We start from the raw sequence: 14503 nt of genomic DNA on the forward strand, positions 1-14503 counted from the left end.
AAGCCCGCTCCCACATTTTGATCGTATTCCAAATGAAAAGCCCCGGTACTGATGAGTACCGGGGCTTTTTGTTGGGCCTTGATTACAGCGTGGAACGCACTCGCCACAGCTCGGGGAACAATACGGTGTCGAGCATCTTGCGCAGGTAACCCACGCCTTCGGTGCCGCCCGTACCAGGCTGGAAGCCAATGATCCGCTCCACCGTGGTGACATGGCGGAAGCGCCATTGGCGGAACGAATCCTCCAGGTCGATAAACTTTTCGGCCAATTGGTACAGGTCCCAATACCGGCTCGGATCGCGATAAACCTCGCGCCACGCCGCCTCCACGGAATCATCGTGAACCGTCGGCGCCGTCGGGTCGCGTTCGGCGCGCTTGGGGTCGATCGCCAGCCCGGCCTTGGTCATCAGGTTGATCGCCTCGTCATACAGCGACGGCGTGGCAATCGCCACCTGCAGCTCCTTCAACAACTCCGGCCGGTGGGCATGAGGCCGCAACAGCGCCGCGCTTTTGTTGCCGAGGATGAATTCGATTTCCCGGTACTGGAACGACTGGAAACCCGACGACTGCCCCAGGTACGGGCGGATCGACTTGTACTCCGACGGCGTCATGGTCGCCAGTACCGCCCAGGCGTGCACCAACTGGTCAAAGATCCGCGACACCCGCGCCAGCATCTTGAACGCCGGCGGCAGCTCACCCAGGCGCACGTGTTCGCGGGCGGCCTTGAGTTCGTGGAGCATCAACTTCATCCACAGCTCCGAGGTCTGGTGCTGGATGATGAACAGCATCTCGTTGTGGTCCGGCGACAGCGGGTGCTGGGCGCTGAGCACTTTGCCCAGGTCCAGGTAGTCGCCGTAGCTCATGGACTCGGAAAAATTCAGCTCGGCGTTATGCCATTCTTCCGGCGGCTGGTAGTCAGGGGAGAAAGGACACTGGCTCATCGCGTGGGCTCCTTGAGCGGGCGGAGAATGGCTCGTACCGGGCTGGCATCGAGGTTGGCAAAACGCAGCGGCAGCGCGATCAACTCGTAATCGCCCTCCGGCACGTCGTCGAGGACGATGCCTTCGAGAATCGCCATGCCATGCCGGGCGACGGCGTTGTGGGAGTCCATGGTCTTGGACTGCTGCGGATCCAGGGACGGTGTGTCGATACCGATCAGGCGCACACCGAGGCTGAACAGCAACTCGACCGTTTGCGGGGCGACGGCGGTGAAATTCGAATCCCAGGCATCCAGCGGCGCCTGTTGATAAGTGCGCAACAGTACACGCTCCGGCAGGTTTTCCAGGCGGCCTTCCAACTGATGCGGCTGCACCAGCGCGCCGCTGCCCAGGCAATGCAGCACCCGGCACGGGCCCATGTACACATCCAGAGACACTTCGCCAATCGGCGCGCCGTCCGCGCTGTAGTGCAACGGCGCGTCCACATGGGCGCCGGTGTGGGGCGACAGGGTGATGCGTCCGACATTCACCGGGCACTCGGGGCCGAACTGCCAGACCCGCTCTTCCTGAAACGGCGTATCACCCGGCCAGGTCGGGGTCGCGGTGCTCAAGGGCGGGCTGATGTCCCACCACGTTTTTATTGGATTCATTTCAAGGCTCTCGGTCGTTACTAGGGTGAATGATACGAGGGCCGGCTGTAAATATTCTTGCGAATTCCAGCGCAAAGCGGGAAATCTTTCGCACTTACTGCGAGGAAATGGCTGATTGGCGCACAGATATTTCGTACCGACTCAATCCTTCACACAACAAATATCCCCTGTGGGAGCCGGGCTTGCCCGCGATGAGGTCGGCACAGCGTGCCCTTCCATCGCCTGACACTCCGCCATCGCGGGCAAGCCCGGCTCCCACAGGGGTTGGCGGTGATTCACGGATGTGCAAATGACTGCGCTTCTGGGCATCCCGATGTCGAGTCCAGACCACTGGCGGGCCGCCCAAGGCGATAGGGTTCGGACTTCCCTTCCACTGCCTCGGAATCATCATGTCCAAGCCAATCACCGTACTGCGCGACACCCATCCACTGCCGGTGCTGGACGCCTGCAAATGGGAAAAACTCGAAGGCGACCCGCACACCGTCAACCTCAACGCCTACACCAGCGAGGACGGCAGCAAGATCATGGGCACCTGGATCTGCACCCCGGGCAAATGGCGGGTGGAGTATGTGAAGTGGGAATACTGTCACTTCCAGGAAGGCTACTGCGTGATCACCCCGGACGGCCTGGAGCCGATCCATTTGCGGGCTGGGGATATCTTTGTGGTGGAGCCGGGGATGAAGGGGACGTGGGAAGTGGTCGAGACGGTGCGTAAGTATTTTGTGTTTGCCTGACCCCACCTCCTGGAAAGGGGTCGCCCTGGCCCCTTTTACCTCAACGACGACCGTCGCGCCCTTCTGATAAAAGCAGCGCCTCCCTGCCCCTCTTCCAATAACAATCGCTGTTATACGTGACAACAACCCTTGATATTCGAAAACAATCAATTAGTATTTTGTGACAGAATATTGTGAGCACCAAGTTCTTGAAAAAATCTCATGACGTAATGCGCAAAATACATAATCAAACTCACCAAACAGTACAACCACTACTTTAGTTATAGATAAGATTGACTTTTGACACCCCCTACACTTTGAGATAGCTTTCTTGCAACCGGTCTATACTCGAATCTCATAGCATTATAACCCGATGATAATAAGAGGTACGGAGAAGGTGCAGAACTTCACATAATCGCAACCTTCACTGCACATTGATGGAAAACGCGCAGCGATTTGAATTAGACTCCAATGAATCAGTTGATTACCCCATTGGTTTGTTCTAAGGACTCCACACGTCTTCCAGCACTTACTGCACGCGGCAGTCGAGACCGCGCTTTTGTAAAAGGATCAAGAAAATGCCTGAAAAAACAACACGTCTGACCATTCTCATCGACTTCCCGACCAAGCAGCGTCTGGAGTCGCTGTCCGAGGAAGTTGACCTTACTATTTCTCAGGTTATTCGCAAGCTGATTCGTGACCATCTCCAGCAATACGAGAGCCAAGTCCCGCCCTCCGTGCTGGAGCCGGAGAAAGAGGATTCATCGCTCTGCTCTTGATATATAAGCCTGGTTAATTTGCCTTTATAAAACTGTGCGGCATAACTTTCTGCTTATTTATCAGCTGGCGCGCAGTTTAATCATGAACACTGCGCGCCACCCCTCTCCAAGTTAAAGACTGGTGATGAACTATGCCTGTGAAACAGCAATGGCTTGCTTGTTATGCTCATCTAAGCAAAGAAATGAATGGGCCTGCTGTATCATCAGACACCGCGCAGCCCTGTACCTTGTTTTTCTCCATGAGCGACGGCACCCAGCGCGCGCATGTTTTTCATATCACGGCAGATAACTTCGAAGCCGCCTGGCAAACCGGTGTGCAGCGCTTGCAGGGAGCCTACGAACGAGACCGTGCGCAGTCAGGCAACATCGTCGAACGTTCATGGATACGCGTCGAATGCGCGATCAACGTAACCGCCATCACCTGGGCCGAACTCAATGCGCGCTTCAAGCGCCACAAGCGTAATTACTTCCGGCGCGGCATCGCCTTCGATGCGGCGCTGCACATCGCGATCACCGAACAGGAACTGAACGCCAACGCGATCCTGTATGGCGGCAACGCTATCAATCACGCGAGCTTCAATGCCGGCAATTTTTCGGTGTACGCCAGGCGCCGTTTTACCGGGCTCAATACAGCCGACCTGATCGCCACACTTGAACCCGAGACCCCCGTGTTCCTGTTCGACACCAAGGGCGTTTTTTGTGCCGAAGACGGCGTGCCCCACCCGCTGAACCCTGGCCCGACAGAAACCGGCTGGCGCACCCTCGCAGCGCTGGAGCCCGGCATGGTAAAGGCGAGCATCATCAGCGCCGCAAGCTACCTGAGCACTCAGGTGCAGGGCGGCGGCCAGTTCGTCTACGGCTACTTCCCGTGCTTTGACCGGGCGATAAAAAACTACAACACCCTGCGCCACGCCAGTACCACCTATTCGATGATCGAGGCCTGGGCACTGACCGGCGACGAGGCGCTTAAATCCGCCATCGACCGCTCGCTGGCCTACCTTACCCAGGAACTGATCAAGTCCTACGCGCTGCCCGACGGCAGTGTGGCGGCGTATCTGCTGGACACCGGTGACGAGATCAAACTGGGCGGCAATGCCGTGTGTTTGTTGGCGCTGGTCAAATACAGCGAAATCACCGGCACCCGCCACTATCTACCCGTGCTGGAAGCCCTGGCCAATGGCATGGCCTGGATGCAGGACGCGACCACCGGCGCCTTCGTGCACGTCTTGCATGGCCGTGACCTTACCGTCAAAGAGGCGTTCCGGATCATCTACTATGACGGCGAGGCCGCGTTCGGGTTGATCCGCCTGTACGGCCTCACCGGCGATGAGCGCTGGTTAACCGTGGTGGAAAAAGCCTTCGACTACTTCATCGAAAAACAGCACTGGCGCGAGCACGATCACTGGCTCAGCTATTGCGTGAACGAACTGACCCGCTACCGACCTGACGAAAAGTATTTCCGCTTCGGCCTGAATAACGTCGCCGGTTATCTGGGGTTCGTGCAACAGCGCATCACCACCTTTCCGACGCTACTGGAATTGATGATGGCTGCGCAGCAGATGCTCGAACGCATCGCCCAGCAAGCGCAATTGCGCCACCTGCTCACCGAGATCGACCTGCACGCGTTTTACCGCGCCCTGCATCATCGTGCGCGCTATCTGTTCAACGGGTATTTCTGGCCGGAAACGGCGATGTATTTCGCCAATCCTGCGCGCATTGCCGGTTCGTTTTTTATCCGTCACCACGCGTTCAGGGTGCGCATCGACGACGTGGAGCATTACCTCTCGGGGCTGATTGCCTACCACCGCTACCTGCTCGACGGCGCGCCGCAAGTGAGCCTGGCCCAGGACGCAGCGCCCCTCGGCTGGGTCTGGGACGCCAACACCCTGGCTCGGGTGACACACGGCACCTGGGCCAAACAGCCGCCGCCCGGTTGGTACACGTCGGGTTTGACGCCGTCCATGCAGTTTTTCAAACCCCAGCGCATGCTCAATCGGCACCCCAGCAAGGTGGGACCGAACGAAGTGCAGTCAGCGCTGCGCTGGGCCCAGGCCAGTCCTGAGCGGCGCCCCTCGGCGTTCTTGTGTGTAGACCCGACGCCCTACCTGGACAGCGGCCTGCCGGTGTTACAGGTCGCCGATACCAGCGAGGCCATGCTGCAAATGGGTCGATACGCCAGGCAGCAATTCACTGGCCAGGTGTTCGGCGTCACCGGCAGCTTCGGTAAAACCACCGTGGTCGCCATGCTCGGCCACGCCCTGAAACACTGGGGCGAAGTGGGCCACACCGAGGCCAACGCCAACCTGCCCCATGGGATCGCCTGGAACCTGGCGAGCATGCCCCGGCTGGCCAAATTCTGGGTATTGGAAATGGCCGTGGGCCGCATGCCGATTAACTCGGAGCTGGTGCGCCCACACATTGCTATCGTGACCGGGCTGGCTCCGGCGCACCTGGAATACCATGGCACCCTGGAAAACCTGGCGCGTAAAAAAAGCGCGATCTTCCGCTCGATGGCACCGGGTGGGCACGCGGTGCTGTGCCGCGATATGCCGCACTACGAGGTGTTCGCCCAGGCCGCCGAAGTCGCGCGCTTGCACGTGACCAGCTATGGCGAACACGCCGATGCCGATGTGCGCCTGCTCGACGTGTGCAGCGAGGCCGACCGGGTCTACGTCACCGCGCAACGTGACACGCAACGGCTGGATTTCAGCCTGAGTGCTCGCGGCCGACACATGGTGCTCAACGCACTGGGGGTGCTGGCGTCGCTGTTCGCCGCCGGGCTTGACGCCGACCAGGCACTGGAAGTGCTGACCGGCTTCCAACCGGTGGAAGGTCGCGGCAATATCCGCTCGATCAAATGCACCGACGGGCATTTCCAGCTGATCAACGATGCGTACAACGCCAACCCCGGCTCGATGGCTGCGGCCTTGCGCTCGATGGCCGACCTGCCCGTGGCCTCGCGGCACCGGGTAGTAGTGTTGGGCGACATGCTGGAACTGGGCCCCGACGCCCAGCGCTACCACCTGGAATTGGCTGACTCGCTGCGCGCGGCGGCGCCCCGGCATTTGGTGCTGTGCGGACCGCTGATGCGTGAGGTGTACCGGGTGCTGCGCAGTGAGCTGTCAGTGCAGTGGTTCGAGGATGCCACGGCATTAGGCCAGGCGTTGGCGCGCCACCCCGGCCAGTGGTTCCAGGCGGGGGATTGGGTACTGGTGAAAAGCTCCGGTGGTACCGGGTTGTCGCAGATCTGTGATTGGCTGAACACGACCGAACAGGCGGTGCCGGCGGGTTAGCCCGCGCAGCCCGCTGCTGTCTTCAGGCCAATGTCATTGCGCAGTTGGTGAAACATCGCAGGCACACCCTGCGCCTTGACCAACTGCGCCTGATGCCCGGCGCGAATCAACGCCCGGTAAAAACGCTCCTGCAACACAAATGGGGTTACCTGGTCGTCCACGCTGCCAATCACGAACAACTGCCGCGCAGGCGCAACGGCAATGCCGGCCAGGTGCTCCAGGGGATCGTAGGGGTGCAATAAACCATTGGTGTCGCGTCCCGGACGCGAAGGCAGGCCTTTGCTTTGACGCAACATCTGCGCGCGCTGCACCAGGGCAAACGCGCCGGAAGTCATCACCGCACACTTCACATCGGTACGCCCCAAGGTCAACAACGCCGCGGCCACCGTGGCGCCGCCGCTGTGCCCCAGCAACACAAACTGCCCGATGCCGTAACGCTTGCGCAGCTCGTTGAGCGCAGCGTCCAGCACAATGAATTCCCGCGCCTGGCGCCGCTGCCCATGGTTGCCGCTGGAACCGTAGGTGCCAGGTCGCGCCACAATCACCACCGGTACGCCCGCACGCCGGCTCAGGGCCTTGGCCTGCCTGGCCTTGGCGGCCAGGGTATTGCCAAGGATCGACTCGGGCGAGCGGTGCATTTCCACGTTGCGGTCGCCATGAAACATCACGATCACCACGGGCGCACGGCTCAGCACCGCCCCGGAAAAATAGCGAATGCACTCATCGCCCCCGGCCAACTCGACCCAGAGTGCAGAGTCGACCTGGTTGCAGGTCGACTGGTCGGCCGGGGTGTTCCAAAGCAACGGTGTCGACCCCTCGCTCAGGGCCCACGCGCCCGGCACGCCGGCCCACAACAGCATCCACCACAACGCAAACCTGGCCACAGCCACCTCGCCTAACGCTCGCGCAAGGCCTCCCGCGCACGGTTCATGGGCTTGATCAAATAGTCGAGCACGGTTTTCTGGCCGGTCTTGATATCCACCGAGGCAATCATCCCAGGCACAATCGAAAACGACTTGCCGGCCTTGTTTTTCAAGGTGTCAGCGTCGGTGCGGATGAACACTCGGTAGTAAAAAACTTCTGGCTTGACCTCGTCCTGGATAGTGTCCGGAGAAATGGTCACGACCTTGCCGTCCATGCCGCCATAAATGGCGTAGTCGTAGGCGGTGATCTTGACCTTGGCCACCTGGTCGGGATGGATAAAGGCGATGTCTCGCGGGGAGATACGCGCCTCGATCAACAACTGCTCATCCAGGGGCACAATCTGCATCAGGCGCCCGTTGGGCGGGATAACCCCGCCGATGGTGGTGACCTCGATCCCCTTGACAATACCGCGCACCGGCGAGCGCAGGGTCAGGCGGGTCACCGAGTCGGAGCGCCCGCGCATGACTGACGACAGCGTCTCGACGTCGGCATTGACCTTCGCCAGGTCCTCACCGGCCCGCACCATATACTCGGAGCGGGCCTGGGTCAGTTTCAACTCCAGCTCGGCCTTTTGGCGCTTGAGGCGCAACACCTCAACGTTGCTGGCGGCGCCGACCTTGGCCAGGTTTTCGGTGATTTCCAGCTCGCTACGCACCAGCCCGAGCGACGATCGCACGCCGGCCAACGATTCTTCGAGGCCCTTGCGCCGAGTGTTGAACAGGTCGGTTTCGGCGCGCACCAGTGCGGGGTAACGCTCAAGCTCCGGGGGGAACAGTAACGGTTTACCGTCTACCTCGGCCTGCAAACGCGCGACGCTGGCCAGCGACGCCCGGTACTTGGCGGCACTTTCATCAAAGTTGGATTCGGTCTTGGTCGGGTCAAGCCTGGCCAACGTCTGGCCATTTTTAACGATATCGCCCTCCCCCACATTCAATTCCGTGACGATGCCGCCTTCCAGCGACTGGATGATTTGCTCACGCGAGGTCGGGATGACTTTGCCGCTGCCCGTCGAGACTTCGTCCACTTCAAAAAAGTAGGCCCAGGCACCAAACGCAATCAGCATGACAAACACCCAGCCCACCACGCGCGTGGCGCGCACCACGGTGCGTTCATCCACGCCGTCGTGGGTATGCCGGGCGCCTTCGTCTTCGGTGGCGAGCAGGGGTATGGTTTTCGGCGCAGGGCTTTTCACTGGGTTTTCCCCTTCGGTTTGGACAGGCGCGCAATCGCGTTGGCTTTGCTGTCATCGACGATGATCTGGCCGTTATCGACCACGATCACCCGATTCACCAGGCTCAATACACTCATGCGGTGCGTGGCGATAATCAGCGTGCGGTGGGCTGCCCAGCGGTCGAGGTTGTGGATCAACTGGCGCTCGGTCGCTTCATCCAGGGACGCGGTGGGCTCGTCGAGCAACACGATATGCGGCTGGCGAATCATCAGCCGCGACAGCAGCAGCGACTGACGCTGCCCGCCCGACAGGCCCAGGCCACCTTCCAGGATCATGTGGTCCAGGCCGTCGGCGAACTTGCCGATGAAGTCGTCCGCACCGGTCAGCGCCAGGGCCTGGAGGATTTCCTGATCGCTGGCATGCGGCGCCCCCATGATCAGGTTGTCGCGCAGCGTGCCGTGGAACAGCCGCGAGTTTTGTGTCATCAGCCCCACGTCGCGGCGCACGTCGGCGGGGTCGATGTGGCTGAGGGCAACGCTATCCAGGCTGATGGTGCCGGCCTTGAGGTCGAGCATCCCGGCCAATGCCTGCAACAGCGTAGATTTACCCGCGCCGTTACGCCCCAGAATCGCGATGCGCTCGCCCGGCTGGATCTTCAGGTCGGCCACACGCAGCGCCGGTACGGGGGCATCGTCGGAATACTGGAATGTGGCCTGGCTCAGCGCGTATTGGCCTTTGATCACCGGCAGGTGCACGCGCTTGCTGCCCTCGGGATGGTCCACCGGCAATTCCATGATCCGGTTCAGGCCTTGCAGCGCAACCTTGGCCTGCTGCCAGCGCGTCAGCACCTGGGTGATCTGGGACATCGGCGCCATCATCCGCGACGCCAGGATCGACGCCGCGACAAGGCTACCGGTGGTCATGTCGCTGGCCATGACCATGGGCGCGCCGAACACCACCACCACGGCAAACACCGAGCCCTGCACATTGTTGCTCCAGGCCACCAGTTTGTTGGTGAGCATGCGCAGGCGCAGGCTGGCGTCGCCGCAGGTGGCGTTGTAGTGATTCCATTGTTGCTGGAAGCGCTGTTCGGCCTGCAACGCCTTGATGTCGTCCAGGCCTTGTATGGTCTCCACCAGCATGGCGCTGCGCAACGAGCTTTCACGCATCGACTCATTCGCCAGTGCCGCGAGTTTTTTCTGCGCCAACAGCCCGGGCACTATCAGGAACAGCACAGCCACCATTGGCACCGCCACCAGCGGGCCGGCGATCAACCAGTAGATCACCAGAAACAGCAGGAAGAACGGCAGATCGGCCAGCGCCGTGGCGGTGCTGGAGGTGATCAGCTCACGCAGTTGTTCCAGTTCCTTGAGCTGCGAAATGAACGAGCCGGTGGACTTCGGCCGGGCGCTGTTACGCAAGCGAATGGCATGCCCGAACACCAGGTCGGAAACACGCAGATCCGCGCGTTTACCGAGCATGTCGGTGATGCGCACACGGGTGATGCGCATGATGAAATCAAACACCAGCGCCAGCATCACCCCGCCAAACAGCACATACAGGGTGGGCATGGATTCGGCCGGGATCACCCGGTCGTACACCTGCATCGAAAACAGTACCCCGGCCAACCCCAGCACGCTGGTGACCAGCGAAGCGAGCATCACATAGCCATAGGGCCGCAGGTCGCGCAGCACGATGTTTTTGAACCACGCCTTCTCGTAAGGCTTGATGTAGTCGTCGACACGCCGGTCACGCATTGCCGCCATGGGTCGCAGAATCACGCTCTTGCGCGCTTGCTCCAACAGGTCCTGGCGGGTGAGCCGGCTTTGCAGGCCGCCGTCGCCGCTGTAGGCGATGCCCAGGTTGTCGCCGTCGCCGAGGGTTTCGAGCACACCCACCTGGCCGTCGGCAAATTGCAGCACCACCGGTAATTGGCGCTGCATCAGCGTGGTTTCGCTGAAGTCGGCAATCACGCAGTTCAACCCCGCCTGGCGGGCCATCTGCCGTACCACCTCTTCCACCGAAGCGCCTTCGGTCCATTGTGCGGCGATGCGCACGCTTTGGGCCGAGCATTCCAGGCGGTAATGCCGGGCCACGCTCAGGACGGCCTCCAGCCACACGTCATAATCCACTGCGGGCGCCGGGTTCAGCGGTGTTTGTACTGCGTTGGTTTCGTCCGCAAGCATCACAGCATCATTCATGGCCGAATCTCCACACCTTGCAGGGTGCTGTTGTCCAGGTGGAACGCCGTGCGCAGTGCGCCCGTGTTGTAGAGGCAATCGATTTTCAGGCGGCGCAGGTCAGCGGCGGTGTTTTCCCGGTCCATGCGTGCCTGGTGAATTTCCTGCTCGGCATTCAGCAGGTCGAGCAACGGCCGTGTGCCCAGTTCGAGGTACTGCTGGCGATACAGGTCGCGGGTTTCGGAGATGCTGCGCTCACGAAAATCCAGGGTGGATAGCCGCTGGCTGAGGCTTGAGATTTGATCCCGCGCCTCCAGCAACCCCTGGCGAACCGCAAGGCGCGCGGCGTCGTTGGCGGCATCGGCGGAACGCAGGGCCTGTTGCGCGGCGGATTTGCGGGCGGTGATTGCGCCGCCCTGGTACAGCGGCATTTTCACGTTGAGAAATACGCCATAACGGGTACGGTCGCGGCCGCCGGGGACGTTGCTGTCGTCGTTGTTGTCCAGGTAGTGCGTGATGGACGGGTCCAGCGACACGGTCGGCAACGCCTCGGCACGGGCTTGCGCAATCAGCGCCAGCGCATCGACACGCTGCGCCTGGGCGATCAGCAGGGTCGGCGTGACTGCCGCATCGGGTACCACGCCCACGCAGGATTGCTCCAGGCTTGCCGGAAAACCATTCGCCACGCTCACTGGCGCCTGCGACCCAAGCAGGCTGCTCAACGTGCTGCGCCAGCGATTGAATTGCGCGGTGAATTGCAATTGCGTCGCCACCGAGGCCTCGACCCGCGAGCGGGCCTGGATCAGGTCCGAACGGGTGCTGGCGCCCATGTCGCTGCGCTTTTTGGCCAGCTCTGCAATCGCCGAAATGCCGTCGATTTGCTCGCGAGCCAGTTGCACCAGCAACTGCGAGCGCTGCAGTTCGATCACGGCGAACGAGGTATCGCGCGCCACCTGATCGATCGACAGCAACACCGACGCCTGGCTGGCACTGACCCGCGCCAGCGCACTGTCGACAGAACTTGAGACCTTGCCGAAGTCATAGAGCATCTGCGACGCCGACAACGAAAACGCACGGCTCTGGCCGTTGCCCCTCAGGCCGCTGTCGTAGCCGGAGTTGAAGCCGCCGCTGACTTGCGGGTAATAACCGGAACGGGCGATGTTCACGTTCTCGTTTTGTTGGTACAGCTGGCCGATCGCCTCGGAAATTGCCGGGTGCCATTCCACCGCCAGTTGAATGGCGCGTGTCAGGTCAAGGTTGCTCGGTATGACATGCTCGGGTGCCACCGGTGCGCTGACGCCCGTTGGCCCACCGGGTAAATGTGTGCCCAGGTTGCTCGGGCTGATGATGTTGACGCGTTCTTCATCGTCGATATACGACGCTGCCATGACCGGCGCACGCTCGGGCGCGATCATTGCGACTGCCAGAATTACGGCAGACAGCTGCTTGGCCAAACTCTTTTGCCTCACTGCTAGTCACCTGACTGTTGTCAAACCTGATGAGTACAACAACGGACCGTGACTGACGTCACGGCCCATCGCTGCATTACCGTTGGTAGGGAAAACCGGGCCTCGCGGCCCGGCCGGCAGGGGTGGCGTTACACCACGCTGATGCCGCTCTGCACCCAGAGCTGATGGGTTTCATCTTCCGGACTGGTGTAGATCACGTACTCAAGACCGTTCTCTACCTGGGTCGCACCGGCGCTCCAGTCACCTGTCAGGTGCACGCTGTCCTGATCGTCGCCCTGGATCATCAAGCGATCCGACTCAGGCCCGGTGATGGACACCAGGTCTTCGAGGCTCAGGGTCAGGTCGACGGCGCTGACATCGTTCAGGTCGATGCTGTGCACCCCGTTGACTGTGCCAATCAGGTCGGTAAGGTTGATGGCTGCATCGCCGCCTTCCCACAACAACCCGTCTGCACCCGCGCCAGCATCGACATGGGTGAAGTCGGTGTCGTCGGCCACCACGGCATCGTGGTGATCGCCGTCAACGTTGGCGCCGTCATCCGCCGCCTGGTCCACCGCACTGTGGGCAGCGGCAATGCCGGCACCTTCAGTGGCTGGCGCACCCGGGTTGGCGTCGTCCCAGACCAGGTCGCGATCCGGCGAGTCGATGCGCACGTAGAGGTCGGCGGTGTCTTCCTGGCCGGTTGGCGTGGTGAGCTTGTAGGTGAATTTATCCACCTGGCCAATCTCGTCCAGCGTCAGCCCGGCATGCGGGGTGTAGACGTACTTACCATCGGCAAACACGGTCAATGTGCCGTGGTCACCGTTGATTTTCGTCCCCGTTTGCCCAGGAATCACATAGACCCCGTTGACCAGCACACTGAGTACCGTCAGCGGCGAACCGAGGACATCCGGCCCGGACAAGCTGTCGGACAGCAGGTTGCCAGTCGCATTGCTCATTGCACCGGTCACGAACTCCGTGAGGGAGGTGGTAGTGAGCTTCTGCGCAATGTGCAGCGCACTCAGCGACAGCACGGCACCGGTCGTCCCGGTCACGCGATAGGTCCCGGCATCCAACCCTTGGAACGTGTGGTTCGCCTGGGTAGTGGTCTGCTGCGTGACCCATTCGTTACCGATGAACTTCTGCAGATTGACGGTCGTGCCTGGCAACAACGCAATGCCGGTGACGGTGACGTTGATCGCAAGCTCTGCGGTCGTGCCCGTGGCAACGTTGATCTCGGCACCCGTACCCGTACTGCTGCCGAGCAGTGCCAGGTTGTAGCTCAGGGTCGCCAGGTCGGCCTGGGTGACCAGGTTGACGATGTCGATCTGTGCCGAACCCAGGTCATCATTGGCAACCGTGTTGATCACGCCGGGCGCAGATGGATCGGTAGCGCTCCAGTCCACGTTGACACTCGGGCTGTCGATACGCACATACAAGGTTGCCGAGGCCGAAGCACCGGCACCATTGACCAGGTGATACTCGAAGGCATCCACCTTGCCGATGCTGGCGACATCGCCGTTCGGGGTGTACTTGTACTCGCCGTTGGCGAAGATGGTCAGCTGACCATATTGACCCTGCAGCACCGTGCCGGTGGTGGCGTCGGCATCGACGAATTCGCCGTTGACCTCGACCTGCACCTTCACTGGCCCGCCGGTTCCCGGTTCATCCGGTTTACCGCCAATGCCCGGGTCGGTGATGACGTTGCCGGTGACATCCGGCCCTGCTTCCCCGGTGAAGTCGGTGAGGCTGTCATTGGTGACGCTCAACTTGGCCGTGGCCCCTGCACCAACGCTGACCAGGTTGGGGTCGAGCTTGAGGGTAAAGCGATACTGCCCGGCTTCCAGGCCTTCGATTTTGGCGCTGGAGCTTTGTCCGAACAGCCCCAACAGGTCGAGCAAGCCCGAACCGTTGCTGCCTTGCTGCACCGGCAACCATCCACCGGCACCGTCGCTCACTTCCAGCGTCGCAGTGAAGCCACCGCCCAACAGCGAGACCAGGTCGGCCTGGGCAAACTGCAGGTTCAGCGTTCCGCTGGAACCCTCGGCAACCGAGAACTCCTGCTGCTTGGTGTGATCGCCCAGAATGATGCCGCCGACACCCAACAGGGTGAACACGCGCATATCGGCCAGGCCGGTGTTGGATGTTACGGGTTTGATGGTTACTTCGCCGGTAGCGAGGTCGTCGAAGGCTTCGAGGTCGGCGTCGGCGTCGGCGTCGGCGTCGGCATCGGCATCCGCGTCAGCGTCAGCATCAGCATCGGCATCAGCATCGGCATCGGCGTCCGCATCAGCATCAGCATCAGCGTCGGCATCCGCATCCGCATCCGCATCCGCATCCGCATCCGCGTCAGCGTCAGCGTCAGCATCGGCGTCCGCATCAGCATCAGCGTCGGCGTCGGCATCGGC

At 61.2% G+C, this 14503-nt stretch carries 11 protein-coding genes; 4 read left to right on the forward strand and 7 right to left on the reverse strand.

The window, feature by feature from the left end; genetic code table 11:
• Positions 1 to 82: 82 nt before the first annotated feature.
• Positions 83 to 940 (reverse strand): tryptophan 2,3-dioxygenase, encoded by an 858-nt coding sequence (kynA, locus tag HX839_RS25850; protein ID WP_008436669.1) that lies wholly within the window; start codon positions 938 to 940, stop codon positions 83 to 85.
• On the reverse strand, positions 937 to 1587 hold the full coding sequence (gene kynB, locus HX839_RS25855; RefSeq protein WP_087693454.1) for an arylformamidase: 651 nt from the start codon (positions 1585 to 1587) through the stop codon (positions 937 to 939). Before kynB ends, kynA begins: the two co-directional genes overlap by 4 nt.
• Before the next feature lie 389 nt (positions 1588 to 1976).
• Here kynB and HX839_RS25860 point away from each other — a divergent pair, with 389 nt between their 5' ends.
• The 3 genes from HX839_RS25860 to HX839_RS25870 all read left to right on the forward strand — a co-directional run bounded on the left by HX839_RS25860 (position 1977) and on the right by HX839_RS25870 (position 6372).
• Complete coding sequence (locus HX839_RS25860) at positions 1977 to 2321, forward strand: cupin domain-containing protein (RefSeq protein ID WP_003212331.1); 345 nt, start codon at positions 1977 to 1979, stop codon at positions 2319 to 2321.
• Positions 2322 to 2878: 557 nt separating this feature from the next.
• Positions 2879 to 3079 carry a hypothetical protein gene (locus HX839_RS25865; RefSeq protein ID WP_003212332.1) on the forward strand — a complete coding sequence of 67 codons (201 nt, stop codon included), beginning with the start codon at positions 2879 to 2881 and terminating at the stop codon, positions 3077 to 3079.
• Between the two features lie 239 nt (positions 3080 to 3318).
• On the forward strand, positions 3319 to 6372 hold the full coding sequence (locus HX839_RS25870; RefSeq protein ID WP_177067904.1) for a UDP-N-acetylmuramoyl-tripeptide--D-alanyl-D-alanine ligase: 3054 nt from the start codon (positions 3319 to 3321) through the stop codon (positions 6370 to 6372).
• Here HX839_RS25870 and HX839_RS25875 read toward each other — a convergent pair.
• From HX839_RS25875 to HX839_RS25895, 5 genes are all read right to left on the reverse strand, one after another.
• On the reverse strand, positions 6369 to 7232 hold the full coding sequence (locus tag HX839_RS25875) for a S9 family peptidase (protein ID WP_177067911.1): 864 nt from the start codon (positions 7230 to 7232) through the stop codon (positions 6369 to 6371). The two genes, HX839_RS25870 and HX839_RS25875, sit on opposite strands and share 4 nt — an antisense overlap.
• A gap of 35 nt (positions 7233 to 7267) precedes the next feature.
• The gene (locus tag HX839_RS25880; protein WP_087693464.1) at positions 7268 to 8458 is read right to left on the reverse strand and encodes an HlyD family efflux transporter periplasmic adaptor subunit; all 1191 of its coding nucleotides are present in this window, start codon (positions 8456 to 8458) and stop codon (positions 7268 to 7270) included.
• Between the two features lie 26 nt (positions 8459 to 8484).
• On the reverse strand, positions 8485 to 10668 hold the full coding sequence (locus HX839_RS25885; protein ID WP_177067905.1) for a type I secretion system permease/ATPase: 2184 nt from the start codon (positions 10666 to 10668) through the stop codon (positions 8485 to 8487).
• Positions 10665 to 12062, reverse strand: a complete 1398-nt coding sequence (locus HX839_RS25890; RefSeq protein WP_173883061.1) for a TolC family outer membrane protein — start codon at positions 12060 to 12062, stop codon at positions 10665 to 10667. Before HX839_RS25890 ends, HX839_RS25885 begins: the two co-directional genes overlap by 4 nt.
• Positions 12063 to 12244: 182 nt before the next feature.
• Positions 12245 to 14218 (reverse strand): BapA/Bap/LapF family large adhesin, encoded by a 1974-nt coding sequence (locus tag HX839_RS25895; protein ID WP_256344759.1) that lies wholly within the window; start codon positions 14216 to 14218, stop codon positions 12245 to 12247.
• Between HX839_RS25895 and HX839_RS25900 the strand changes: the two genes are divergently transcribed.
• Positions 14168 to 14503: hypothetical protein (locus tag HX839_RS25900; RefSeq protein ID WP_177067906.1), on the forward strand; the 336-nt coding region annotated here is incomplete at its 3' end. The two genes, HX839_RS25895 and HX839_RS25900, sit on opposite strands and share 51 nt — an antisense overlap.

Origin of the sequence: Pseudomonas sp. I8001 (assembly GCF_013385345.1) — a bacterium.
In the GTDB taxonomy this organism is placed as follows: domain Bacteria; phylum Pseudomonadota; class Gammaproteobacteria; order Pseudomonadales; family Pseudomonadaceae; genus Aquipseudomonas.